This window comes from Stenotrophomonas sp. YJH_SMC_110 (genome assembly GCF_059369255.1).
Map to the genome: position 1 here is coordinate 359,568 of NZ_JCAFSM010000004.1, position 22,726 is coordinate 382,293.

At 66.5% G+C, this 22,726-nt stretch carries 22 protein-coding genes; 5 read left to right on the forward strand and 17 right to left on the reverse strand.

The features are described 5' to 3' along the window. Positions 1-843: 843 nt before the first annotated feature. Genes AC5P6H_RS10745 through AC5P6H_RS10755 form a run of 3 tightly spaced genes read right to left on the reverse strand, consistent with a single transcriptional unit; the run spans position 844 to position 4,129 of the window. On the reverse strand, positions 844-1,452 hold the full coding sequence (locus tag AC5P6H_RS10745) for a hypothetical protein (protein ID WP_146200789.1): 609 nt from the start codon (positions 1,450-1,452) through the stop codon (positions 844-846). Continuing rightward, a complete protein-coding gene (locus AC5P6H_RS10750; RefSeq protein ID WP_053442689.1) occupies positions 1,449-2,222 on the reverse strand; it encodes a hypothetical protein in 774 nt (257 codons plus the stop codon). Before AC5P6H_RS10750 ends, AC5P6H_RS10745 begins: the two co-directional genes overlap by 4 nt. A gap of 11 nt (positions 2,223-2,233) precedes the next feature. Continuing rightward, complete coding sequence (locus tag AC5P6H_RS10755; RefSeq protein ID WP_053443799.1) at positions 2,234-4,129, reverse strand: site-specific integrase; 1,896 nt, start codon at positions 4,127-4,129, stop codon at positions 2,234-2,236. A 202-nt stretch (positions 4,130-4,331) separates the two neighbouring features. On the opposite strand from AC5P6H_RS10755, the gene mutS reads away from it, so the two are divergent. The 3 genes from mutS to AC5P6H_RS10770 all read left to right on the forward strand — a co-directional run bounded on the left by mutS (position 4,332) and on the right by AC5P6H_RS10770 (position 9,431). Further along, positions 4,332-6,887 carry a DNA mismatch repair protein MutS gene (mutS, locus tag AC5P6H_RS10760; RefSeq protein WP_235650275.1) on the forward strand — a complete coding sequence of 852 codons (2,556 nt, stop codon included), beginning with the start codon at positions 4,332-4,334 and terminating at the stop codon, positions 6,885-6,887. Between the two features lie 189 nt (positions 6,888-7,076). Further along, positions 7,077-8,720: a catalase gene (locus tag AC5P6H_RS10765; protein ID WP_126411849.1), complete on the forward strand. Its 1,644-nt coding sequence runs from the start codon at positions 7,077-7,079 to the stop codon at positions 8,718-8,720. 108 nt (positions 8,721-8,828) lie between these two features. Further along, the gene (locus AC5P6H_RS10770; protein WP_014646409.1) at positions 8,829-9,431 is read left to right on the forward strand and encodes a DUF937 domain-containing protein; all 603 of its coding nucleotides are present in this window, start codon (positions 8,829-8,831) and stop codon (positions 9,429-9,431) included. Positions 9,432-9,469: 38 nt separating this feature from the next. On the opposite strand, the gene AC5P6H_RS10775 is transcribed toward AC5P6H_RS10770, so the two are convergent. Together AC5P6H_RS10775 and AC5P6H_RS10780 are read right to left on the reverse strand one after the other, a co-directional pair. Next, positions 9,470-9,877 carry an RNA-binding S4 domain-containing protein gene (locus tag AC5P6H_RS10775; RefSeq protein ID WP_014646408.1) on the reverse strand — a complete coding sequence of 136 codons (408 nt, stop codon included), beginning with the start codon at positions 9,875-9,877 and terminating at the stop codon, positions 9,470-9,472. Between the two features lie 9 nt (positions 9,878-9,886). Continuing rightward, entirely contained in the window at positions 9,887-10,126 is a 240-nt protein-coding gene (locus AC5P6H_RS10780) for a hypothetical protein (RefSeq protein ID WP_495202592.1), read from the reverse strand. Positions 10,127-10,188: 62 nt separating this feature from the next. On the opposite strand from AC5P6H_RS10780, the gene AC5P6H_RS10785 reads away from it, so the two are divergent. After that, entirely contained in the window at positions 10,189-11,649 is a 1,461-nt protein-coding gene (locus tag AC5P6H_RS10785) for an MATE family efflux transporter (RefSeq protein WP_134808642.1), read from the forward strand. Positions 11,650-11,766: 117 nt separating this feature from the next. Here the strand turns inward: AC5P6H_RS10785 and AC5P6H_RS10790 are convergent, their stop codons facing one another. The 10 genes from AC5P6H_RS10790 to ffh form a co-directional block, all read right to left on the reverse strand. Continuing rightward, on the reverse strand, positions 11,767-12,174 hold the full coding sequence (locus tag AC5P6H_RS10790) for a DUF1801 domain-containing protein (protein WP_100449630.1): 408 nt from the start codon (positions 12,172-12,174) through the stop codon (positions 11,767-11,769). Between the two features lie 38 nt (positions 12,175-12,212). Continuing rightward, a complete protein-coding gene (locus AC5P6H_RS10795) occupies positions 12,213-12,647 on the reverse strand; it encodes a DUF1801 domain-containing protein (RefSeq protein WP_032956352.1) in 435 nt (144 codons plus the stop codon). A 79-nt stretch (positions 12,648-12,726) separates the two neighbouring features. Then, positions 12,727-13,107 (reverse strand): DUF6404 family protein, encoded by a 381-nt coding sequence (locus tag AC5P6H_RS10800; protein WP_032956354.1) that lies wholly within the window; start codon positions 13,105-13,107, stop codon positions 12,727-12,729. Between the two features lie 82 nt (positions 13,108-13,189). Next, entirely contained in the window at positions 13,190-13,591 is a 402-nt protein-coding gene (rplS, locus tag AC5P6H_RS10805) for a 50S ribosomal protein L19 (protein WP_005415736.1), read from the reverse strand. A 154-nt stretch (positions 13,592-13,745) separates the two neighbouring features. Further along, positions 13,746-14,504, reverse strand: coding sequence for a tRNA (guanosine(37)-N1)-methyltransferase TrmD (gene trmD, locus AC5P6H_RS10810; protein WP_046429552.1), 759 nt, complete (start codon positions 14,502-14,504; stop codon positions 13,746-13,748). Between the two features lie 8 nt (positions 14,505-14,512). Continuing rightward, positions 14,513-15,025, reverse strand: a complete 513-nt coding sequence (gene rimM / locus AC5P6H_RS10815; protein WP_010483256.1) for a ribosome maturation factor RimM — start codon at positions 15,023-15,025, stop codon at positions 14,513-14,515. A 44-nt stretch (positions 15,026-15,069) separates the two neighbouring features. Continuing rightward, positions 15,070-15,330 carry a 30S ribosomal protein S16 gene (gene rpsP, locus AC5P6H_RS10820; protein ID WP_005415733.1) on the reverse strand — a complete coding sequence of 87 codons (261 nt, stop codon included), beginning with the start codon at positions 15,328-15,330 and terminating at the stop codon, positions 15,070-15,072. Positions 15,331-15,428: 98 nt separating this feature from the next. Continuing rightward, complete coding sequence (locus AC5P6H_RS10825) at positions 15,429-16,241, reverse strand: aminotransferase class IV family protein (protein ID WP_495202593.1); 813 nt, start codon at positions 16,239-16,241, stop codon at positions 15,429-15,431. Further along, complete coding sequence (locus tag AC5P6H_RS10830; protein ID WP_046429548.1) at positions 16,238-17,314, reverse strand: NAD(P)H-dependent flavin oxidoreductase; 1,077 nt, start codon at positions 17,312-17,314, stop codon at positions 16,238-16,240. Before AC5P6H_RS10830 ends, AC5P6H_RS10825 begins: the two co-directional genes overlap by 4 nt. A gap of 127 nt (positions 17,315-17,441) precedes the next feature. Next, the gene (ffh, locus tag AC5P6H_RS10835; RefSeq protein WP_014036403.1) at positions 17,442-18,818 is read right to left on the reverse strand and encodes a signal recognition particle protein; all 1,377 of its coding nucleotides are present in this window, start codon (positions 18,816-18,818) and stop codon (positions 17,442-17,444) included. 122 nt (positions 18,819-18,940) lie between these two features. Here ffh and AC5P6H_RS10840 point away from each other — a divergent pair, with 122 nt between their 5' ends. Beyond that, complete coding sequence (locus tag AC5P6H_RS10840) at positions 18,941-19,735, forward strand: cytochrome C assembly family protein (RefSeq protein WP_049441480.1); 795 nt, start codon at positions 18,941-18,943, stop codon at positions 19,733-19,735. Positions 19,736-19,834: 99 nt separating this feature from the next. On the opposite strand, the gene AC5P6H_RS10845 is transcribed toward AC5P6H_RS10840, so the two are convergent. Beyond that, positions 19,835-20,299 carry a YqhG/Tai3 family protein gene (locus AC5P6H_RS10845; protein WP_049441566.1) on the reverse strand — a complete coding sequence of 155 codons (465 nt, stop codon included), beginning with the start codon at positions 20,297-20,299 and terminating at the stop codon, positions 19,835-19,837. A gap of 107 nt (positions 20,300-20,406) precedes the next feature. After that, the gene (locus AC5P6H_RS10850; protein WP_495202594.1) at positions 20,407-22,713 is read right to left on the reverse strand and encodes a tetratricopeptide repeat protein; all 2,307 of its coding nucleotides are present in this window, start codon (positions 22,711-22,713) and stop codon (positions 20,407-20,409) included. Between the last annotated feature and the right edge of the window lie 13 nt (positions 22,714-22,726).

Consider the following 22,726-nt stretch of genomic DNA (forward strand, 5'->3'; position numbering starts at 1 on the left):
CCCGGTCGACATAGGGACATTGCAGGCGCGATTCACGAAGACCCCGGCAGCCATTGACAACCCTGCCCCACCTGATAATAAGGCCCACCAGTAGAGAAGAAGGCCAACATCATGAAAATTCAAGATTTCTGGAACAACGCCTATTTGGCGTGCCTAGCACGCGTCCCGCCCGAGGATGCGGAGAAACAGGCCACCGAGGCAACAAACCGCTGCATCGAATTCTGGCAATCCAATATGGAGCGCAGAGGCCTCCCTACTAGCGCTCCTCTTTGGAAAGATCAGGACATTACGTGGGTGCCGTTGTCGGGGGATGAATACCGCCAAATTGTCAGCCGACGCTCACCTCTCGAAGGACCGGACCAATAAGCTACAGTCCCCTCAAATTTAGTTGGGCTCTGATGTAGCCCCTAGCATCGTGGCATGAGCAAGCGCCTCAGCCATCGATTCAAACTCCGCCAGCGGGGGCTCTATGAGTGGCATTGTGTCCTCATACACGGCCCATGGATTACTTGGCGACGAGGGGCTAATACTGCCATCCGGGAGATAGCGCCGCCTGTCGACAACCACGTACTTCTTGTTACGCTCGGGCGGCACGCCCGTTGAACGACTTGGGAAATTCATTCAGACCTCCGGCAGGATTTAAAAACTCATAAGTAAAACAGTGAGCAGCTCCCTTCGCGACCCGAGCTCCAATTATTCATCGACAAGCGCGAGCCACGCGTGATGGCTGGTCTGGACAGACAAGAGCAGTGACGTCCCTCATGCAGCTCGCAAAGGACGTAGTTCTCGGCAGGGGCCACTCCGCGAGCGCAAAACGCGACAAGTGGCGAAGTTGGTGCCGTATTAGCCCTCAACTGAACTTTTCCAATCAACAGCCCGCAAAGCCGTTGCAGGGCATTGGGACAACGACTGAACGACCAAATCGTGAAATGGCGCTCGATCTTCCACGCTAACCCAAGATCGGCGTAGCGCCTCGTTGAGTGAAAGAGGTGCCGCTGGAAGCTTGGGATAGAAGCCTGATAACCCCCTGATGCGCTGCTCTTCAGTGAACGCCCATGGAAGGTCGCGCTCCAACCCGGCAAGCCCGAGCTTCTTCAAAACCTTCACGACATCTTCCAAACGCTCGGCAAGAACTTCGCTCTGAAAGCGCTCCGCCCCACCGCAGCGAACAACCGATGACCAGCGGTAACGCACTCCGTGCTTGTTACTTCTTGCCGCCCGATGCTCGGGAACAACGCCTTCGCCACGGAGTCGACGCTTCTTGAGAGCTTCCTTTGAAATCCCAAGGATGTACGCGGCGACGCCAGGACCGACCCACTCCACTCGCCCGGCCTTCGCTTTAGCCAACTCCAGCTCTTCTGCTTGGGTCAGTTCGATTGGCTTGGGCTGGGCTGGACGCCGTCCTGGGCGCAGGCCCATCACCTCCTTATCCAGTTCAGTTCCAGCCGTCATGACGCCTCCGTATGCCGGGCGAAAGGCCTCGCCGAATTGCCAGACACTGTCCCCGGCGCCCAACGCGCCTCCAAATCGCTTGCCTGCTGGGCAGCCTTGGCTTCGCGGAGTTCTTGTATCACCGTCTGAAGCACGTTTGCGTAAGCACAGTGGTAGGGCTCACGCGTCTCACCGTCGATCCAAGCCGCCTGTAAGGCAACTTCGACCGTGGCATCCCACACGTCACCCCGTTCAAGTGCATCGCTTAGCACTTGGTCGCTCACCACCAAGACATGGCCGGCCACCCGGCCATCCACCAACGCCCACTCATGGGGAACCACGGCAATGTCATCGAGCGTGGCCAGCGTGGCAATGCGCCCCAACTTCTTCTGAAGCCGGCTTGCGTCGTCGCGCGCCTGCCGCAAGGCCAATTCGATTTCCAGCTCACGGACCCGTTGCTGGGCTGCGTCCAGTTCGTCGATCAAGCGACGCTCTTTGACGCTGCGGCCCACGCGTGAGGCCTGCCAAGCAACGAGTTCGGTGTAAGGGTAACGGACGTGCTCGTTGGCCCCTCCAACAGCGCGGCCGGCGCCTTTCACGAAGGGCGGCCCTGCAGGAGGCGTTCGGCGGCGCCACTCGCCAAGCGTGTCGAAGTGGACCCCGAGGTAACGCGCCGCTGCTTTGGTGCTGATCGTCGGAGGCGGCAAGCCTGCGGCGGCTTTGGTCAGCTCAGCATCCAGTGCCGCAGAGCGCTGCTCCAGGTAGTCCTCTTCTTTACGCTGGCATTCCATTGGGTCGCTCCTTACTGGGCGTCGCGTCGGTTTCTTGCTGAGAAAATGGAGACTGGGGCATCGCCGGACTCGTCCAGCCGAGGCTTATCCGTCCCCTTCAAGCGATTCCAGACACGAGGACTGGTCGCGACCATGTGCTCCTCCACGCGGCCCATAGCCTCGCGAAGCTTTGACCATTCCTGCTCGGTGTAGCGTTCGGAGACAACGGCCATGCGATCCTCGCCTCGCCCCAACGTTCTGTGGTGGAGCAGTTGGGACACGATTCGACTTTCGCCGAACAGGAGGGCGGCGTAACGGCCGAGCGTCCGGCGCAGATCGTGGAGGGTCAGCCCAATGTCCACCTCTGCCCGCAAATCGAGCAACCCCGCGTCCCGGCGCACGTTTGCCACGATGCTCTTGCTGTCCGAGTAGTGCCCCGTGGTGCTTCGGTCCGATCGGGCGGGGAACACGAACATGGTTTTGGCCAGCGCGCGGCGCGCCCTCTCCACCTCCTTTTCCAGCCGGTCCAGCAGATCCCGGCGAGCACGCCTGGCTCGGGCGGCGGCCAACACTTCTTCCGCGTCCGCCAAGTCTTGCTTGAGCCTGGCTTCGTGCGCGCGCTCGTCGAAACGCCGCTGCAAAATCTTTTCAGCAAAGTAGGCCACCGGCAGGTAGCGCTCCTCGCCATTCTTCGTGTCAAACAAGTAGACCTGAGAGCCCGCCCGCCGCGTGTAAGGGTTGACCTCCTCCGGACCGGCCAACCAGACCCAGGACACCTCCGACTGGCGCAACTCGCCTGGGGAGCACCGGTCAAACCAGCGCAGGGGAGCGGCCTCGCCGCGGCGGGTGCCCCAGAGCAAGGTCAGCAGCAAGTAATCCGCGCCGGTGGCGTTCAAGCCGCCCTGCTCGTCCCGCCTGGCCAAGATCACCTTCAAGACCGTGGGCAGCGTTTCGTTCCCCAGCGGGTTGCGCACCTCGGCACGCTCGTAGTGCCGGCGCAGCGCTTGCGAGTCCCGCAGCATGTCGTCGTCGTGGATGACCTGGAACGGGTTGTAACGCAGCACCGGGTCCCGCTGCTGCTGGGCCGCCGCCTTGCGTTCCCGCTTCAGCACCAGGTCGACCGCCCTCTTCGCGTCTGTGAACGCGTGCTCGGTCGACGCCAAACCGGCCGCTTTGACTCGCTGGATGTACTTCCCGGTCACGCCCAACGCTTCGAGCTGTTGCGTGGAAAGCTCGGCCCAATCCGGCTGATCTGCCAGTGCTTGGCGCATCGGGGTGGGGATCCGGTTGGAGCGCACCATGGACGATCGCCGCAAGCTGTCGAACGCACGGTGGATGTCCTTGTCCAACAGCTGAAGGATCGGCTTGTCCGCCAGCCCGACTTCCGGGCGAGCGAACCGCGCCAAGCTGTCCTGGATCGCCCGGATGCTGGCGGGCTTGGCTTTCTTGTTGCGAACGCGCTTCTGCAGGTCCTCAACGTAGGCCGCAAAGCAGTCCGCCAGCGTGAGCCCCTTTAGCTCCACCAGCTGCTCGGCTCGGGCCTCTTCCTTCGAAGGATGCTCGCCCGTTTCTCGGACCACGGCCAACTTCCGCCGAGCGAGCTCGTAGGCTTGCTCGGGGCCAATGTCGGTGACGCTGCCCAAGGAGAACCGACGAACCCCGGCCGGGCCTCGGACCACGACTTCGTAAGTGGTGCGGGTCGTGCCCACGTAGAAGCCAAAGCCCGTTGGCGCGCCCTGATTGCCGTCCAGGACGCGGTAAGGCTTTCCGGCGTCTCCGGGCAGTCGAGGGGCGATGACCACCCTTCCCTGCTTGCCTTCGACCGGGCCTTTGGCCACGCTCAGTTCGCAGATTTGGCGGTAGGTCAGCTTAAACTTGGTGCCTCGGCGACGCGGGGCCTCTGCCTGCGTCGCAAGAACCGTATCCATGGTCGATCCGCCGTCTGTCCGTCGCAACATCGATTTGATCCTCTTTGAGTGATCACCGCAACTGCGGCGCAACGAAGAACCCCGTTACTTGCCGTCAGCTGCCGGGATCGACCGCTACAAACCGTAGGAAGTTCTCTTGCAAACCACTGATTCAAAAGCGAAACCGTCTACATCGAAGGCCAGTGCAGAGCACACGCCCCTCATGAAGCAGTTCTTCGCAGCCAAGTCCGAGTATCCGGACCTGCTGCTGTTCTTCCGCATGGGCGACTTCTACGAGCTGTTCTACGACGATGCGCGCAAGGCCGCGCGCCTGCTCGACATCACCCTGACCCAGCGTGGCAGCTCCGGCGGCGCGCCGATTCCGATGGCCGGCGTGCCGGTACATGCCTATGAAGGCTACCTGGCGCGGTTGGTGGCGCTGGGCGAGTCGGTGGCGATCTGCGAGCAGATCGGCGACCCGGCGCTGGCCAAGGGCCTGGTCGAACGCAAGGTGGTGCGCATCGTCACCCCCGGCACCGTGACCGACGAAGCGCTGCTGGACGAACGCCGTGACACCCTGCTGATGGCGCTGTCGCGCACGAAGCAGGGCTACGGCCTGGCCTGGGCCGACCTGGCCGGTGGCCGCTTCCTGGTCAATGAAGTCGAGACCGACGACGCGCTGGAAGCCGAACTGGCCCGGCTGGAGCCGGCCGAGCTGCTGGTGCCCGACGAGGAGAACTGGCCCGACTTCCTGCGCCACCGCACCGGCGTGCGCCGCCGTGCGCCGTGGCTGTTCGACGCGGACAGCGGCCGCCGCCAGCTGCTGAACTTCTTCAAGCTGCACGATCTGAGCGGCTTCGGTATCGATGACAAGCCACGTGCCACCGCCGCCGCCGGCGCCCTGCTCGGTTATGTCGAGGAAACCCAGAAGCAGCGCCTGCCGCACCTGACCTCGATCGCGATGGAAACCGCCGCCGAGGCGATCGCGATGAACGCCGCCACCCGCCGCCACCTGGAACTGGATACGCGCGTCGACGGCGATACCCGCAATACCCTGCTGGGCGTGCTCGACAGCACGGTGACGCCAATGGGCGGGCGCCTGCTGCGCCGGTGGCTGCACCGCCCGCTGCGCCTGCGCGAGGTGCTGGTGCAGCGCCACCATGCGGTGGAAACCCTGATCGATCGCGGCAGCGATGCCGACATCCGCGAACAGTTCCGCCGCCTCGGCGACCTGGAACGCATCCTGACCCGCGTCGCACTGCGTTCGGCGCGCCCGCGTGATTTCTCCACCCTGCGCGATGGCCTGGGCCTGCTGCCGGCGGTGCGCGAAGTGCTGGCGCCGCTGGATTCACCGCGCCTGCAGGCACTGCATGCCGCCTTGGGCGAGCACGACGCGTGCGCACAACTGCTGGCCAGCGCCATCGCCGAAATGCCGCCACTGAAGCTGAGCGACGGCGGCGTGCTGGCCGATGGCTTCGATGAAGAGCTGGACGAGCTGCGCCGCCTGTCCACCCATGCCGACCAGTTCCTGGTTGACCTGGAACTGCGCGAGCGCGAGAGCAGCGGCATTCCCACCCTGAAGGTGGGCTACAACCGCGTGCACGGCTACTACATCGAAATCAGCAAGGGCCAGTCCGATCGCGCGCCGGTGCACTACACCCGCCGCCAGACGCTGACCAATGCCGAGCGTTACATCACCGAAGAACTGAAGGCATTCGAGGACAAGGTGCTGTCCGCGCGCGACCGTTCGCTGTCGCGCGAGAAGTACCTGTACGAGCAGCTGCTGGACACCCTCGGCGAACAGCTGGAACCGTTGAAGCAGTGCGCCGCCGCGCTGAGCGAACTGGACGTGCTGGCCGCCTTCGCCGAACGCGCGCAGGCGCTGGACTGGTCGCGGCCGGAACTTGAAACGGCACCGTGCCTGAAGATCGAGCGTGGCCGCCATCCGGTGGTCGAGGCGGTGCGCGAGCAGCCGTTCGAACCCAACGATCTGGATCTGCATCCGGACCGCCGCATGCTGGTCATCACCGGTCCGAACATGGGTGGTAAATCGACCTACATGCGGCAGAACGCGCTGATCGTGCTGCTGGCCCACATCGGCAGCTTCGTGCCGGCCAGCCGGGCGCTGATCGGCCCGATCGACCGCATCCTGACCCGCATCGGCGCCGGTGACGACCTCGCCCGCGGGCAGTCGACCTTCATGGTCGAGATGGCCGAGACCAGCTACATCCTGCACCACGCCACCGCGCATTCGCTGGTGCTGATGGACGAGATCGGCCGTGGCACGTCCACCTACGACGGCCTGGCGCTGGCCGACGCGGTGGCCCGCCACCTGGCCTACCAGAACCGCTGCTACACGCTGTTCGCCACCCACTACTTCGAGCTGACCGCGCTGGCCGACGAGCAGCACGAGGGCGGCCGCAGCGGCATCGCCAACGTGCACCTGGATGCCGTCGAGCACGGTGAAGCGCTGGTGTTCATGCACGCCGTTAAGGACGGCCCGGCCAACCGCAGCTTCGGCCTGCAGGTGGCCGCACTGGCCGGCCTGCCGCGCGCCACCGTGGCGCAGGCGCGCCGTCGACTGGCCGAGCTGGAACAGCGCGGCGGTGAGAGCCATGCCGCCGAGCTGGCGCCGCAGGCATTGGATGCACCGCAGCAGTTCGGCCTGTTCGCGGCGCCGTCGAACAAGGCACAGGAAGCACTGGCCGCCATCGATCCGGACGAACTGACGCCGAAGCAGGCACTGGAAGCGCTGTACCGACTGAAAGCACTGCTGTAACCGCAGCACGCACCCATGGCTTCCCGCCGCCACGCGGGAGGCCTGTCGAAAGATCCGGCAAATCTTATTCTTCGTTTCAATTGACAGAACCTATCAAACTGAACGGATCATTCGATTATTCATTTCATCTGGCCCTAGCTAAAGTCGAGTGAAGATGTTCCATCCCGTCTTCACCCGCAGGAGCCAGCCATGAGCCAGTCCGATAACAACAGCCCGAAATGTCCGTATCACACCGCGCCGTCGCCTGCGGAAGGCGCCCAGCAGCAGCGCGAGCTGAGCACTACCCCGAAGCAGAAGCACGGCGATGAACCGGTCACGCCGATGACCACGGCCTTCGGCGCGCCGGTGGTGGACAACCAGAACAGCAAGACCGCCGGCCCGCGTGGCCCGCTGCTGATGGAAGACGTGTGGCTGCTGGAAAAGCTGGCCAACCTCAACCGCGAGATCATTCCCGAGCGCCGCATGCACGCCAAGGGCTCGGGCGCATTCGGCACCTTCACCGTCACTCACGACATCAGCAAGTACACCCGCGCCAAGCTGTTCGAGAAGGTCGGCAAGCAGACCGAGATGTTCGCCCGCTTCACCACGGTGGCCGGCGAGCGTGGCGCCGCCGACGCCGAGCGTGACATCCGCGGCTTCGCCCTGAAGTTCTACACCGAAGAAGGCAATTGGGACCTGGTCGGCAACAACACGCCGGTGTTCTTCCTGCGCGACCCGCGCAAGTTCGCCGACCTCAACAAGGCCGTCAAGCGCGACCCGCATACCAACCTGCGCAGCGCACGCAACAACTGGGATTTCTGGACGCTGCTGCCCGAAGCCCTGCTGCAGGTGACCGTGGTGATGAGCGACCGCGGCATTCCGCGCAGCTTCCGCCACATGCACGGTTTCGGCTCGCACACCTACAGCTTCACCAACGCCGACAGCGAGCGCTTCTGGGTGAAGTTCCACTTCGTCAGCCAGCAGGGCATCGAATCGCTGACCGACGCGCAGGCGCAGATCCTGGTCGGCCATGACCGCGAAAGCCACGGCCGCGACCTGTTCGCCGCGATCGAGAAGGGCGACTTCCCGAAGTGGAAACTGTTCATCCAGGTCATGCCGGAACTGGAGGCGGAAACCTACCGCATCCATCCGTTCGACCTGACCAAGGTGTGGCCGAAGAGCGACTACCCGCTGATCGAAGTGGGCCAGTTCGAACTGAACCGCAATCCGGTCAACTGGTACCAGGACGTGGAGCAGTCAGCGTTCGCGCCGAGCAACCTGGTGCCGGGTATCGGCCCGTCGCCGGACAAGATGCTGCAGGCGCGCCTGTTCGCCTACTCCGATGCGCAGCGCTACCGCCTGGGCGTGAACCACCATCAGATTCCGGTGAACGCGGCGCGCTGCCCGGTGCACAGCAACCACCGCGACGGTGCGATGCGCGTGGACGGCAACTACGGCGGCCTGCCGCACTACGAACCCAACAGCTACGGCCAGTGGCAGGAGCAGCCGCAGTACCGCGAACCGCCGATGAAGATCCGGGGCGACGCCGACTTCTGGAACTTCCGTGAGGACGACGCCGACTACTTCAGCCAGCCCGGTGCGCTGTTCCGCAGCTACAACCAGGCACAGAAGGAGCGACTGTTCGCCAACACCGCCCGTGCTCTGGGCGATGCGCCGGACTTCATCAAGCAGCGCCACATCGACAACTGCAGCAAGGCCGACCCGGCCTATGGCGCTGGTGTTGCCGCGGCGCTGAAGGCGCTGGCCAGCCAGCCGTCGGATCCGTTCAAGCCGGCCCAGCCGGAAGCGGACTTCCCCACCGCGACCCCGGGTGCCGAAGACATCGAGCTCTGATCGCCCTGCCCCGTGAACGCCACGCCGCCTCCCCGTGAGGCGGCGTCGCCGTTTTAACGGTCTGCGTCGTACCTTCTGCACGCCCAACCCCAATCAAGGATTCCGCAGATGAGCCTGACCGACGAACTTCTCGCCAAATTGCAGGGCGCCCCGCTGCAGCAGGTATCGCAGCAGCTCGGCATCAGCGATACCCAGGCCTCCGGTGCGATCAGTGCCGCGCTGCCGGTGCTGATGGGCGCGCTGGGCAACAACGCCTCGCAGCCGCAGGGCGCACAGGCGCTGCTCGGTGCACTGCAGAACAACCACAGCGGCCTGGACCTGGGCAGCGTGCTCGGCTCGGTACTGGGCGGCGGTGGCGGTGGCGCCGCCAGCGACGGTGCCGGCATCCTCGGCCACATCTTCGGCGGCAGCCAGCAGAAGGTGGAAACCGGCCTGGCCCAGGCCACCCAGCTCGACAGCGGCCGTACCAGCCAGCTGCTGCAGATCCTCGCACCGATCGTGATGGCCTTCCTCGCCCAGCGCCTCGGTGGTGGCCAGGCCGATGCCGGCTCGCTCAGCCAGGCCCTCGGCCAGGAGAAGCAGCAGGTGCAGCAACAGGGCGGCCTTGCCGGCGGCCTGCTTGGCAGCGTGCTGGACCAGGACGGTGACGGCCAGCTCGGCGTGGGCGATCTGCTGAAGATCGGCGGCAGCCTGCTGGGCGGCAAGCGCTGAGCCAAGGCGGCGCCGGACCCGGTCTGGCGCCCTGCAACTTACAACGCGTCGATATCGCCGAGCGCGCGGATCAACCGCCGTGCGCGTTTGTCCGGCTTGTGCTCCGGCGGCTGGAAACCATCGCGTGCGGCGATGCGCAGCGCCCGCTGCTCGGCGCGGCGGGCCCTGGAGGCCTCACTCTCGGCATACAGCTGCTGCGCCGCCGGCGCCGGCCCGCGCTGATCGCTCAGCCCCAGCACCTGGATCTCGAAATGCTCCTCGCCGCGATCCACCTGCAGCTGCTCGCCGACGCGCACCGCGCGTGAGGATTTCGGGCGCTGCCCAGCCACGCTGACCTTGCCGGTCTCGATGGCCTGCTTGGCCAGGCTGCGGGTCTTGAAGAAACGGGCCGCCCACAGCCAGATGTCCAGGCGGACACTGGGCGGCAGCGGGGAAAGCTCGGTCATCGGCAGGGACTACTCCGTTCGCTTGTTCAGGGGACGCGGGTTGTCGGGGTCGGTGCGGCAGCCGCTGCCCCCGATCAGGGAGGGTACGCCGGCAGAAAGATCCTGGCGCTGGCTGCCGACCAGGCACTCGGGCCGGTCGGTGGGCCGCACCTGGGTATCGCCCAGCCGGTCACCTGTCGAACATGCGGCCAGTACGACGCTGATCAAGGCCAGCGCCAGGCTCCACTTCACCTGCAGTCGTTGATGCATTGCCACATCCCGCAAACCGGCTTGGTGCTAGTGTGCGCCTCCCGGGATTCGATCACCACTCCATGGCCAAAGCGCCGCTTGACCTGACCTCCGGCCCGATCGGCCGCAATCTCCTGCTGTTTTCCCTGCCGATCCTGGCAGGCAACATCGCGCAGTCGCTGAACGGTTCGGTGAATGCGGTCTGGGTCGGGCGCTTCCTCGGTGAGGCGGCACTGACCGCCACCGCGAACGCCAACAACATCATGTTCTTCCTTATCGGCTCGGTGTTCGGCTTCGGCATGGCTTCGACCATCCTGATCGGACAGGCGATCGGCGCGCGCGACATCGCGCAGGCGCGGCGCGTGGTCGGCACCAGTGCCACCTTCTTCATCGGCCTGTCGGTGATCATCGCCATCGCCGGCTGGTTCATGGCCCATCCGCTGCTGGCGGCGATGGGCACGCCGGCCGCCTCGCTGCCATTGGCCGAGGCCTACCTGCAGATCATCTTCCTGGCGATGCCGACGCTGTACGCGTTCGCCTTCCTCACCGCCGCCCTGCGCGGTGCCGGTGATTCGCGCACGCCGTTCCGCTTCCTGATGGTATCGGTGGCACTGGACATCGTGCTGAACCCGGTACTGATCTTCGGGATGGGGCCCTTCCCCGCGCTGGGCATCGCCGGCTCGGCCTGGGCCACGCTGGTCGCGCAGACGTTGTCGCTGGCCGGCCTGCTGCTGTACATGCGGCACAAGCGCCACACCCTGTGGCTGGGCCGCGCCGACCTGCGCTTGTTCAAGCTCGACATGACCATCCTCAAGGCGCTGGTGGTCAAGGGCGTGCCGATGGGCCTGCAGATGGTGCTGATTTCGCTGTCGGTGATCCTGCTGATGACCATGGTCAACCAGTACGGCACCGACACCGGCGCCGGCTACGGTGCTGCCCTGCAGCTGTGGAACTACCTGCAGATGCCGGCGATGGCGATCGGTGCGGCGTGTTCTTCGATGGCCGCACAGAACGTCGGTGCGCAGCGCTGGGACCGCGTGCGCGGTACCGCACGCCAGGGCGTGCTGTTCAACTTCCTGCTGACCGGCGCGCTGATCCTGCCGTTGGTTGTGTTCGATCGCCAGCTGCTGGCGCTGTTCCTGCCGCCGGCCAGCCAGGCGCTGGACATCGCCCGCCACCTCAACCATGTGGTGATCGGCTCGTTCCTGTTCTTCGGCGTCAGCTTCGTGATCTCCGGCGTGGTGCGCTCCACCGGCGCGGTGATTCCGCCACTGCTGATCCTGGCCGGCTCGCTGTGGGGCGTGCGCGTGCCGTTCGCCGAACTGCTGCAGCCGTACTGGGGCGCCGATGCAATCTGGTGGAGCTTCCCGGTCAGCTCGCTGGTGTCGATGCTGCTGTCGCTGGCGTATTACCGCTGGGGCGGCTGGCGCAAGGCGAAGATGATGGGCAGGCCCTCGCATGCCGAAGAACTGGCGACGCCGTCGGAGATTCCGGCCTGTCCGCCGTCGCCGGTGGCCGACCCGGATGCCGCACCGCCACGGTAGTGCCGGCCGCCGGCCGGCAACCTCATGGACCGGCCAATGACAAGGTAGTGCCGGCCGCTGGCCGGCAACCTCACACCTCTCCAGCAGCATCGCGCAACAGCCGGCCAGCGGCCGGCTCTACCGTTTCTTCTTCGCCGCATTGAACGCCGCCGCTGCGCGCAGCAGCGCCTTGAACGCAGCGGCATCCGGCATCGCGCCTTCATGGATGTCGATCGCACGCCGCGTATTGCCCTCGAGGCTGGCGTTGAACAGGCCTTTGGGATCGGCCAGCGCCGCACCGTTGGCGAAGGTCAGTTTCACCGCCTGCTTGTAGGTTTCGCCGGTGCACAGGATGCCGTTGTGCTCCCACACCGGTGTACCGCGCCACTTCCAGGCTTCCTGCACGTCCGGCAGCGCTTCATGGATCAATGCACGCACGCGTGCCAGTGTTTCACCGCGCCAGTCTGCCAGCTCGGCGATGCGTGCATCGATCAGTTCGGCCGCCGGTGTTCCGGCATCGGCCGGGTTGGGGGCATGCGTAGCCATCAGGAGCTCTCGTCGGGAAAGGAATGAGAAAGTCGGGGTTACATGCGCTCGCCGGGCAACGCGGCGGCCTGGCGCACCCAGTCGAGGAACTGTGCCTCATCCAGCGCGCCATCCTGTGCGATATGCAGGTAGCGCGTATCGGCACTCCTGGACGGCTCGGGCGGCATCGGCTTCAGCACCGCGCCACGAAAGAACGCCACCTTGATGTAGCGGGTGAAGCAATGGAAGCTGAGAAACCAGCCTTCGCCCGGCGCCACCGCATACATCGGCGAGTTCCACTTCACCGCCTTGTGCACGCCGGGTACGGCCCGTTCGATCAACGCATCCAGCTGTGCGCCGACCGGGCGTTTCCAGTCCGGCATGGCGGCGATGTATGCCTGCACCGGAGCATCGCCCTCGCCCTTGGCGATCCGGGGGTTGCCGCCGGACAACAGCGTGGGCGCGGTGGAAGGTGCGGTTCGCTTGGCAGGCATCGCACGGCACGTCTATCGGGATGAAACCGCAGCCTAGCGCGGCCCGTAGCCAGCGGTCACGGCGCAGTGCGCCATCGGCTCAGTCCGCCTGCCGCGCCCGGAACTGGCGCCAATCCGGCAGCTTGCGGTGGCGGCGCAGCGAGCGCATCAGCGCCGCCATCACAAGGCCGAACAGCGCGCCGGCCACCAGACCGGCCACCAGCAACAGCACCAGCGGACGTTCGCTGCCCTGCCACAGCATCAGCCACATCAGCGCGGTCCAGAACAGCCCGAACAGCAGGCCCTGCACCAACGCGTTGGTGCCAAAGCCGGCCAGGATCGGTGGCGGCAGTGCGATGCCCAGGCGCCACAACAGGCGATGCAGCAACGGCGCCGATTGCACGCGTGCCAGCCCCTTGCCGTCGAGAAAGCGCAACGCCGACTGGATCACGGCCGGATAGCGAAGGTTGATGTCGTTCATCACCTGATCGTGGCCGATGCGATGCCGGAAACGCAAACGGCCACCCGAAGGTGGCCGTCGCGGCAACAACCGAAGTTGTTTATCAGGCCTTGTCGGCCAGACGGGCAGCCTTGGCGGCAGCAGCGGCAGCCAGGTCTTCCTTGATGCGGGCAGCCTTGCCTTCCAGGCCACGCAGGTAGTACAGCTTGCCGGCGCGGACCTTACCACGACGCTTCACTTCGACCGAGTCGATGATGGCGCTGTGGGTCTGGAAAACGCGCTCGACGCCGTAGCCGTGCGAGATCTTGCGGACGGTGAACGAGGAGTTCAGGCCGGCGTTCTTGGTGGCGATGACGACGCCTTCGTAGGCCTGCACGCGCTCGCGGCTGCCTTCCTTCACCTTCACGTTGACGACAACGGTGTCGCCCTGGCTGAACTTCGGCAGTTCACGGGTGATCTGGGCGGATTCGAATTCCGCGACGATGGACTTGTTCAGCTTGCTCATGGGTTACACCGATTCTTGTTCGGGTGGGCGTGTCGTATCGACAACGTAGGCTCATGCAGTCACCGGACTGTGCTGCACGTTTGTTTTGGGTACTGCGCGCGCCGACCAGGGTCGACGGGAATTGGCCATGATAGCCGATAAAGCCGACCCTGCGCTAGGGGCTGGCCTTCTGGTTCCGGGCCTGACGGCCCTGCTCCAGCAGTTTGCGGTCGGCCTTGCCCAGTGCCTGTTCATCCAGCAGGTCCGGGCGCCGCTCGGCGGTCCGGAGCAGCGACTGCTGGCGGCGCCAGGCGGCGATGGCCGCGTGGTTGCCCGAGCGCAGCACGTCCGGCACGTCACCCAGCGGGTGCTGGGCCGGCTGGCTGTAATGCGGGCAGTCGAGCAGGCCGAGGTCGCCCTCGAAGCTGTCCTGCGCCGCCGATTCGGCGTCGTTCAGGGCACCGTCCTGCAGGCGGGCCACGGCGTCGATGATCACCGCCGCGCCCAGTTCCCCCCCGGACAGCACGTAGTCGCCGAGGGAGATCTCCTCGTCGACATTGGCCTCCAGGAAACGCTCGTCGATGCCCTCGTAGCGGCCGCAGAGCAGGACCACGCGCGGCAGCGCCGCCAGTTCCCGCACCTTGGCCTGGGTCAGCGGCGCCCCCTGCGGGCTGAGGTAGATCACCCGCGCCGGGGTCGGATCGGCCTCACGGATCGCCTGCAGGCAGGCCTGCAACGGCTCGATCAGCATCACCATGCCCGGGCCACCACCGAACGGACGGTCGTCCACGCGGCGGTAGTTGCCTTCGGCGTAATCACGGGGGTTCCAGCCGTGCAGGCTGAACAGCCCCTTCTCCTGCGCGCGCCCGACCACGCCCAGTCCGGCGGACTGGGCGAGGAACTCGGGGAACAGGGTGATGACGTCGAAACGCATGCTCACGCTCAGAACTCGGGATCCCAGTCGACCACGACCAGGTTGGCCTCGAAGTCGACCGACTTGACGAAGTCCGGCTGCACGAACGGAATCATCCGCTCGCGGTCACCGCGGACCACCACCACGTCGTTGGCTCCGGTGCTGAACAGGTGCGAGACCTGGCCCAGGGCAACGCCCTCGGTGGTCTTCACGTCCAGGCCTTCCAGGTCCACCCAGTAGTACTCATCGGGCTTCGGTGGCGGCAATGCACTGCGGGCCACGTAGATCTCGGTGCCGTGCATCGCTTCGACGGTATCGCGGTCCTCGACGCCGGGGAAACGGGCGACCAGGTGCTTGCCGCTGTCGCGGCCACGCACACCTTCAATCGTGGTTTCCACGCCGGACGGGCTGCGCACGATCCACGGCTGGTAACGGAAAATGGCGGAACGTGGCTCGGTCCAGGACTCGAGCTTGATTTCGCCGCGCACACCAAAAGCGCCGACAACCCTGCCCAGCAGGATGCGGCGCTCGATATCTTTCATCTGCTTCAACCAAGAGGGCCACGCCGAAGCGTGGCCCGTCAGGATCAGGCCGCAGCGGCCTGGGACTTGGTCGCTTCCTTGATCAGGTTGCGGACCTTGTCGGTCGGCTGGGCGCCGTTCTTGACCCAATGGTCAACGCGGGCCAGGTCCAGCTCGATGCGCTTCTCGGCGCCCTGGGCAACCGGGTTGTAGAAGCCAACGCGCTCGATGTTGCGGCCGTCGCGCGCGCTGCGCACGTCGGTGACGATGATGTGGTAGAACGGACGCTTCTTGGCGCCGCCGCGGGTCAGTCGAATCTTGACCATGGTGTTTTTCCTATTGCCCAGTCGCCAGGATGGCGAGGTAAGCGGGCGATTATAGCGGCAGAGCCCGGCCGAGCCAACCCCGGGGAACCCGCCCGGGGTCAGAACCCTTTTGCGCCGCAAAAGGGATCTGACCCCAATCTGTCCCAAGGCACCGCCGCCAGCACTGCCCTGCCCCGTTCAGCCAAGGCCTGCGAGCCAGACAGCACGTGCCCATCGATGGCGTCCAGCGCCCAAAGACCGCTGGCGTTGCAGGCAAACGCGCTCTTCACACCGGCCAGGTCCGCCAGCCGCAACGGCTGCGTCGCCTGTGCCCCCGGCCAATGCCGCTTCAGCAGCGCTTCGGCCGTCCCGCGCAGGGCCGGCGCCTGTGGCCAGAGCAGCCGCTCACCATCGTGCACGGCCAGGTTCCAGGTGCTCCCTTCACTCACGTCGCCATCGGCGGTCACGAACAGCACATCGTCGAATCCTTGCGCCATCGCCGCGCGCCGCTCGGCAAACAGGCCAAATGTGCCCACATGCTTGATCTGCGGCATTTCGCGCTGCCAGGCCACGCTGTGCACGCGCTTGGGCGCGGCCAGGGCCACCGGCGCTGAAACTGCCACCAGCACGTCCACCGGCACGGCCGCCAGCGGATTGCGGAAATCGAAGCGGCGCGAGTACACCGTCACCCGCAGCGAGGCATCGGCCAGGCCGGCCTGCCGCAGCGCCTGCGCCATCCACGCCTGCACCTGCACCGTGTCCAGTTCGCTGCCGAACAGTTCGCGCGTGGCCTGCGACAGCCGCGCCAGATGCAGGTCCAGCCCCTGCACTGCACCACCACGCACCTGCAGCGAGGTGAAGTGGCCGTAGTTCACCAGCGCCGGCAGCAGGTCCGCCACCTGCGCCGGCTGGCCATTGCAGGTGACCCTCATCGCAGCAGCGCCTGCGCCTGTTCCCACATGCCGCGCAGCACGTCGGCGGCCGGCTGTGCAGGCGCCATCCACGCCGACTGCCCGGCCCAGGCCTGCATCGCCGCCAGGCGATTTTCCTGCACGGCCTGCTTGCGCATCGGCGCGGTCAGGCCACGCTGCACCGGGTACGGGCGCGGCGCAGGGGCGCCTTCGGCAGCAGCGGCGCGCACATACGCGGTCGCCAGGCCACGGCCAAGGCGGCCGCTGAACGCGCGCGTCGGCCAGGTATCTTCCGGTTCGCTGGCGGCCAGCCCATCGGCCCACGCCGACGCGATCGCCGCCTCGGGCGTGCGCAGGAAGGCGGTGCCGATCTGGACGGCGCTGGCCCCCAGGGTGAGTGCGGCAGCAATGCCACGGCCATCGGCGATGCCACCGGCAGCGATCACCGGAATCTGCAGGTGATCGGCCAGGCGCGGCAACAGCGCGAACAGCCCGACCAGCTGGCGTTCGGCCATTGCCGGATCAAACGCACCGCGATGGCCACCGGCCTCCATGCCCTGCGCCACCACGGCGTCGGCACCGGCGTCCTGTGCGGCACGCGCTTCGGACAAGGTGGTCGCGCAGGCGATCCAGGCAATGCCGGCGTCCTTCAGCTGCTGCACGTGGCGCGGCAGCAGCACGCCCATGATGGTCGACGCCACCGCCGGGCGTGCCGCAAGCAACGCAGCGAACTGTTCTTCGAAATCGGCAGGCGTGGCGTCGGCGGCGCTGGCCGGCACGTCCGGGCCCCACTGCGCGAGGAAAGCGCGGCTGGCGGCCTCGGCAGCGACATCACGGCTCGGTGCGGGGTCCGGCAGCCACAGGTTCACCTGCGCCGGGCCGGTGGAGGTCGCGCGGAAGTCCTCCATCCAGCGACCGATATCGGCCGACGACGACAGCACCGCGCCCATCGCCCCCATGCTGCCGGCATTGGCCAGCGCGGCGGACAACGGTACGGGGCAGGCACCGGCCATCGGTGCCAGCAGGATCGGAACGGAAATGCCAAAGCGCCGGCAGAACGCCTCGACGCGGGAAGTTACAGCGGAACTCTGCATGACGGCCCATCGTTTCGGACAGGCCCCCATGGTGCGCGCGGGACAGGGGAAGAGTCGAGCCTGCTGCTGCGCGCCGCCGCCCGAGCGTGAGCTCGGGCGCTACATCACACTGCGGACGGGGCCGTCATCAACGGAACGGCATGCCGCGGCCGCCCATGGCGCCCATCATGCCCTTCATGCTGCGCAACATGCCCTTCATGCCACCGCCGGCCATCTTGCTCATCATCTTTTCCATCTGCATGTACTGCTTCATCAGCTTGTTGACGTCGGCCGGGGTCACGCCCGAACCCTTGGCGATGCGCGCGCGGCGCGAGCCGTTGAGCAGGTTCGGGTTGCGCCGTTCCTTCTTGGTCATCGAGCCGATGATGGCGATCATGCGCGGCACTTCCTTGCCCTGGCTGACCTGCTGCTTCAGGTGGTCGGGGATGTTGCCCAGGCCCGGCAGCTTGTCCATCAGGCCGCCGATGCCGCCCATGTTCTGCATCTGCTCGAGCTGGTCGCGCATGTCGTTCAGGTCGAACTTCTTTCCCTTCGCGACCTTCTCGGCCAGCTTGGCGGCCTTGTCCTTGTCGACCTGCTGCTCCACCTGCTCGACCAGCGACAGCACGTCGCCCATGTCGAGGATGCGGCTGGCGATGCGGTCCGGATGGAACACGTCCAGGCCTTCCGGCTTTTCGCTGACACCGACGAACTTGATCGGCTTGCCGGTGATGTAGCGCACGCTCAGCGCGGCACCGCCACGGGCGTCACCGTCGGTCTTGGTCAGCACCACGCCGGTCAGCGGCAGCGCATCACCGAAGGCCTTGGCGGTGTTGGCCGCGTCCTGGCCGGTCATGGCGTCGACCACGAACAGGGTTTCGGCCGGGTTCACGGCAGCGTGCAGGGCCTTGATCTCGGCCATCATCGCTTCGTCGATGGCCAGGCGGCCGGCGGTATCGACCAGCAGTACGTCGACGAACGACTTGCGGGCATCGTCGATGGCGGCGCGGACGATGGCTTCCGGCTTCTGGTCGGCGCTGGACGGGAAGAACAGCACGCCCACCTGCTCGGCCAGGGTCTTCAGCTGCTCGATCGCGGCCGGACGGTAGACGTCGGCCGAGACCACCATCACCTTCTTCTTGCGCTTTTCCTTCAGGTGCTTGGCCAGCTTGCCCACCGTGGTGGTCTTGCCGGCGCCCTGCAGGCCCGCCATCAGGATGATCGCCGGAGCGGGCACATTGAGGTTCAGGTCGCTGGCCTCGGCACCCATCACCGCGGTCAGCTCGTCGCGCACGACCTTGATCAGGGCCTGGCCCGGGGTCAGCGACTTCAGCACTTCCTGGCCAACCGCGCGCACCTTGATGCGCTCGATCAGGGCCTGCACCACCGGCAGCGCGACGTCGGCTTCGAGCAGCGCGATGCGTACTTCGCGGGTCGCCTCGCGGATGTTCTCCTCGGTCAGGCGGCCGCGGCCACGCAGGCGCTCGATGGTGCCGGAAAGGCGCTGGGTCAGGGACTCGAACATGCGGCGCAACCTGTCTGAAAGCGGGGGACAATAAGGCAGACAGTATAACGGGTCCGGCTGTCCGCCCGGACTGCGACCACCGGGCCGTCGCCAGCATCACAGGGGTATGCGAAACTGCAACGATGACAATCGTTCTCATCGCCGTCCTGCTCTACCTGGCTGCCAGTGCCCTGCTGGTGCGCGCGCTCGGCCGCGATGAAAGCACCGGCTCCCCCACCTGGCTGTGGCCGGCCCTGCCAGCGATGCTGCTGCATGGCGGTTACCACGTGATGGTGGCGATGCGCACCAACGGCGGGCCGGACATGCACTTCTTCGCCGCGCTGTCGCTGGTCGGCCTGGGCATGGCCTGGCTGACCTCGCTGGTGGGCGCGCGCGGCCGCATGTCGGCACTGGGCGTGGTGGTGTTCCCACTGGCCGCGGTACTGCTTCTGGCCTATCACGGCTACGGCCACGAGCCGAGCAAGGTGCTGGGCTGGCGCCTGGCCAGCCATGCCTGGCTGGCGCTGCTGGCCTACGCCACGCTGAGCATCGCCGCGCTGCTGGCGATCATGCTGTGGCTGCAGGAACGCGCGCTGCGCCGCCGTGAGTTCCGCCCGTGGCTGCGCGCGCTGCCACCGCTGGCCGACCTGGAATCGCTGCTGTTCCGGGTGATCACGGTCGGCTTCGCGCTGCTGACCCTGACCCTGGTCACCGGCGTGCTGTTCGTCGACGACCTGCTGGCGCAGAAGCTGGTGCACAAGACCGTGCTGAGCGTGCTGTCGTGGATCGTGTTCGGCGTGCTGCTGGTCGGACGCCGTCGTTACGGCTGGCGCGGCATGAAGGCGGTGCACTGGACGCTGGCGGCAATGCTGTTGCTGCTGCTGGCGTTCTTCGGCAGCCAGTTCGTGATCGAACTGGTGTTCGGGCATTCGCGATAAAGGCATGCCGACCAACGGTCGGCACCCACCCAACATCACCTGGTAGTGCCGGCCGCTGGCCGGCAACTGGACCGCACCCTGCGTGGATGCTGCCGCCGGTCAGGGCACCGGCTGCGCCAGGATCTTCCGCACCGAACGGCCGCTGTTGGTGAGGATGTCATCGACCTGCCAGCAGCCCTGGCCCTGGCGCACCATCGGCAGACGGGTCACGTAGGCCTTCTTCCATACCGCATAGCGCATCTCGACCTGGCCGGCAGTGGCCGAGGCCTCTTTCCAGCGGTAACGCACCGGGGTTTCAATGTCGCCGTCCTGCGCATCCAGCCACGGGTCGGAATCGATCGTGCAGATGCCCTCTTCGCGCTGCTGGCAGGCACGCTCGCCACGCAGTGCCTTGCCGAACGCCGGGCTGACCAGCGCGGGCGGTGGCTCCAGCAGGTCACCATTGTCGGTCGTGGCTTCGAAGAAGGCACGGGCAACGGCCATGGGCTCTTGGCAGGCCGGTGCGGCCTGCACGGTGGGGGCCAGCAGCAGCCCGGCGATCACGAACATCCCTGTCTTTCGCATGTATTCCATTCCCTGGGGGTGATGATGATCCGTTGTAGAGCCGAGCCCATGCTCGGCTGCTTTCCGCGTGGGCCGAGCGCAGGCTCGGCTCTACAGGAGCGTGCAGCTTACAGCCCATAACGCTCGATCACGTCCAGATGCGGCTGGCGATCCTGGTCACAGGCTTCAGCCAGGCGCAGCCAGCAATGCGGATGCGGCCACGTCGCGGTGTGCTGCTGGAGGAAGCGGTGCAGCGCCAGCGGCGCATGGTCCTGCGGCTGGGCGACGGTGAACAGCAGGCCGGGCAGCGTGCCCTCCTCCCTATCGGGGTCGGTGACGGTGTAGTCCGGGCGGCTGTGCGACCACACCTTCCAACCCTGCGCTTCGGCCGCCTCGACGAAGGCATTCCACGCCTCTTCGCCCGGGTGCGCGCCATCGATCATCCAGCTGCGGGCGAAGCCGCCGCGCTCCAGCACATGCACCTGCGCATAGGTCGGGATGAAATGCTCGCGCGCTTCCTCCTCCTCGGGTGCCGGATGCACCAGTGCGGCATCGAACACCACCCAGTCGCCCACCTGCTGGGCGCGGTTGGACGGCGCATTCTCGACGATGCGCGCGGTCACCGGTCCGCTGCGGCGGGCGTAGTACTCCATCGGCTCGCCGTTCTCTTCGCTGCGGATGATCACCCAGCCCCACGGTTCCTCGACCACGCCCTCGTGGCTGGACAGCTCCATGCCAATCGCCGCGGCCGAGCGGCGCACCGCGTCCCAGTCGCGCGCCGCGCTGGCCGCACTCATGTGGTCCCAATGCGCGGCGTTCGGCTCGTCCAGCAGCTCCACCAACTGCGCATAGCAGGCCTGGGCCTCGCTGAAGCGGCCGGTTTCCATGTACATGCGCGCCAGCGTGCCGCGCGCGCCGTGCGAGCCCGGAGACAGCTCCAGAAGCGATCGGGCCGCCTGCTCCAGCGCCGGCCAGTCGGACACCCGGCGTGCGCGCTGCACGTCGCACCAGTGCGCGAACACCGGCACGCTGCTGCGGTAGACCTCGGCCAGCTGGCGCAGGCCGTCGTCGTCCCCCTGCTCGGCCAGCCTGCGCATCAGCGTGTAGGCTGCGGGACCATCGTTCTGCGCATGGCTGCGTACGAACCGCCACAACAGCGCTCGCGCCTCGGCCTGCGCGCCGCAGGCGCTCAGCGCCGAGGCGGCCATCTCGGCCAAGGCCTCGTCATCGGGCAGCTGCGCCTGCGCCTGCAGCAACCACTGCGCCTCGCGCTCGGGGTCGCGCGCCTGGTTCTGTTCACCCTGCGCGTCCAGCCATGCCAGCAGCTCGCCGGCCGGCACCGGCAGCGGTGCGACATCCGGCAATGCATCGATGCGTGCCGCCAGGCCGGCCACCAGCGCTGCCGCCCCCCGGTCCTGGCGCAGCTGCGCCAGATGGGTACGCGCCAGTTCCAGCTGGCGCAGTGCCACCCAGCGCGCACCACGCTGCAGGGCAAGCTCCAGGCTCAGCGCTGCCACTTCGATCAGCAGGCGATGCGATCCGACCCGGGCGAAGTGCTCGATGATCGTGTTGAAGCGCGTGCCCAGGTCCCACGTATTGCGCGCAGGGTCACGCTGGCACAGCGCTGCGGCGGTGTTCGCCCACAGCCGCCAGTAGTTCGGGGTCAGCTCGCTCCACGGCACCAACTGCTGCAGCGCTTCTTCGTCGCGGCCCAGCTGGGCCAACGCCCATGCCTTGGACAAGCGGCGCGGCACCGTGCAGTTGGCCGGCTCATACTCCCCGGAGGCGGCCACTTCGGCTTCGCGCTTCTCGATCAGCGCCAGTGCCTCGTCGGCGCGGCCGACAGCGAGCAGGATCTTGATCTGCATCTCCGGGAAGCTGTCGAACACTTCCTTGCCACAGGCCTCCACGGCGTCGGCCTGCGCCTGCAGGTAATCCAGCGCCTCCTGGCCACGGCCATCGTCGAGCAGCGCATCGGCTTTCTCGCAGCTCAGGCACTGGAAGCAGGCCCAGCTGGGATCGATGCGGCCGAGGGTCTCGTCGCACACCTCGATGCGCTCGGGCACCCAGCCCGGGCCATCGATGTTGCCGTAGCAGGCGGCCAGGTCCTGGGTCACGCAGATCGACTGCGGGCATTCCAGGGTGTCTTCGCGGTGTGCCCGCTCGAACAGCGCAACGGCTTCGCCAAGTGCGCTCTCGCCTTCAACACGGTTGCCGACGCGGTTGCGCAGCGCCCAGTGGCCGACGTAGACGTCGACCCAGGGGTTGTCGAGCGCCTTGCCCAGTGCGCGTGCTTCGGGCAGCAGTGCATCGACACGGTCGATCTGCAGTTCACTGACCTCGTCGGCGAGGCGGTTCAGCAGGTGCGCGTTCTGCGCCTGGCCGGCCTGGCGCAGGTCGCCCTGCAGTTTTTCGACCCAGTTCCAGATGTCCATGGGGTAAGTACTC

Coding starts and splice junctions, on each gene's coding strand:
- AC5P6H_RS10845 (WP_049441566.1), bottom strand. CDS start 20,299: ATGCGAAAGACAGGGATGTTCGTGATCGCCGGGCTGCTGCTGGCCCCC.
- rimM (WP_010483256.1), bottom strand. CDS start 15,025: ATGAAAGATATCGAGCGCCGCATCCTGCTGGGCAGGGTTGTCGGCGCT.
- AC5P6H_RS10800 (WP_032956354.1), bottom strand. CDS start 13,107: ATGAACGACATCAACCTTCGCTATCCGGCCGTGATCCAGTCGGCGTTG.
- AC5P6H_RS10825 (WP_495202593.1), bottom strand. CDS start 16,241: ATGAGGGTCACCTGCAATGGCCAGCCGGCGCAGGTGGCGGACCTGCTG.
- AC5P6H_RS10790 (WP_100449630.1), bottom strand. CDS start 12,174: ATGGCTACGCATGCCCCCAACCCGGCCGATGCCGGAACACCGGCGGCC.
- AC5P6H_RS10745 (WP_146200789.1), bottom strand. CDS start 1,452: ATGACGGCTGGAACTGAACTGGATAAGGAGGTGATGGGCCTGCGCCCA.
- trmD (WP_046429552.1), bottom strand. CDS start 14,504: ATGCGTTTCGACGTCATCACCCTGTTCCCCGAGTTCCTCGCCCAGTCC.
- rplS (WP_005415736.1), bottom strand. CDS start 13,591: ATGAGCAAGCTGAACAAGTCCATCGTCGCGGAATTCGAATCCGCCCAG.
- AC5P6H_RS10795 (WP_032956352.1), bottom strand. CDS start 12,647: ATGCCTGCCAAGCGAACCGCACCTTCCACCGCGCCCACGCTGTTGTCC.
- AC5P6H_RS10780 (WP_495202592.1), bottom strand. CDS start 10,126: ATGCATCAACGACTGCAGGTGAAGTGGAGCCTGGCGCTGGCCTTGATC.
- AC5P6H_RS10755 (WP_053443799.1), bottom strand. CDS start 4,129: ATGGATACGGTTCTTGCGACGCAGGCAGAGGCCCCGCGTCGCCGAGGC.
- AC5P6H_RS10830 (WP_046429548.1), bottom strand. CDS start 17,314: ATGCAGAGTTCCGCTGTAACTTCCCGCGTCGAGGCGTTCTGCCGGCGC.
- AC5P6H_RS10850 (WP_495202594.1), bottom strand. CDS start 22,713: ATGGACATCTGGAACTGGGTCGAAAAACTGCAGGGCGACCTGCGCCAG.
- mutS (WP_235650275.1), top strand. CDS start 4,332: ATGAAGCAGTTCTTCGCAGCCAAGTCCGAGTATCCGGACCTGCTGCTG.
- AC5P6H_RS10765 (WP_126411849.1), top strand. CDS start 7,077: ATGAGCCAGTCCGATAACAACAGCCCGAAATGTCCGTATCACACCGCG.
- AC5P6H_RS10775 (WP_014646408.1), bottom strand. CDS start 9,877: ATGACCGAGCTTTCCCCGCTGCCGCCCAGTGTCCGCCTGGACATCTGG.
- rpsP (WP_005415733.1), bottom strand. CDS start 15,330: ATGGTCAAGATTCGACTGACCCGCGGCGGCGCCAAGAAGCGTCCGTTC.
- ffh (WP_014036403.1), bottom strand. CDS start 18,818: ATGTTCGAGTCCCTGACCCAGCGCCTTTCCGGCACCATCGAGCGCCTG.
- AC5P6H_RS10840 (WP_049441480.1), top strand. CDS start 18,941: ATGACAATCGTTCTCATCGCCGTCCTGCTCTACCTGGCTGCCAGTGCC.
- AC5P6H_RS10785 (WP_134808642.1), top strand. CDS start 10,189: ATGGCCAAAGCGCCGCTTGACCTGACCTCCGGCCCGATCGGCCGCAAT.
- AC5P6H_RS10750 (WP_053442689.1), bottom strand. CDS start 2,222: ATGGAATGCCAGCGTAAAGAAGAGGACTACCTGGAGCAGCGCTCTGCG.
- AC5P6H_RS10770 (WP_014646409.1), top strand. CDS start 8,829: ATGAGCCTGACCGACGAACTTCTCGCCAAATTGCAGGGCGCCCCGCTG.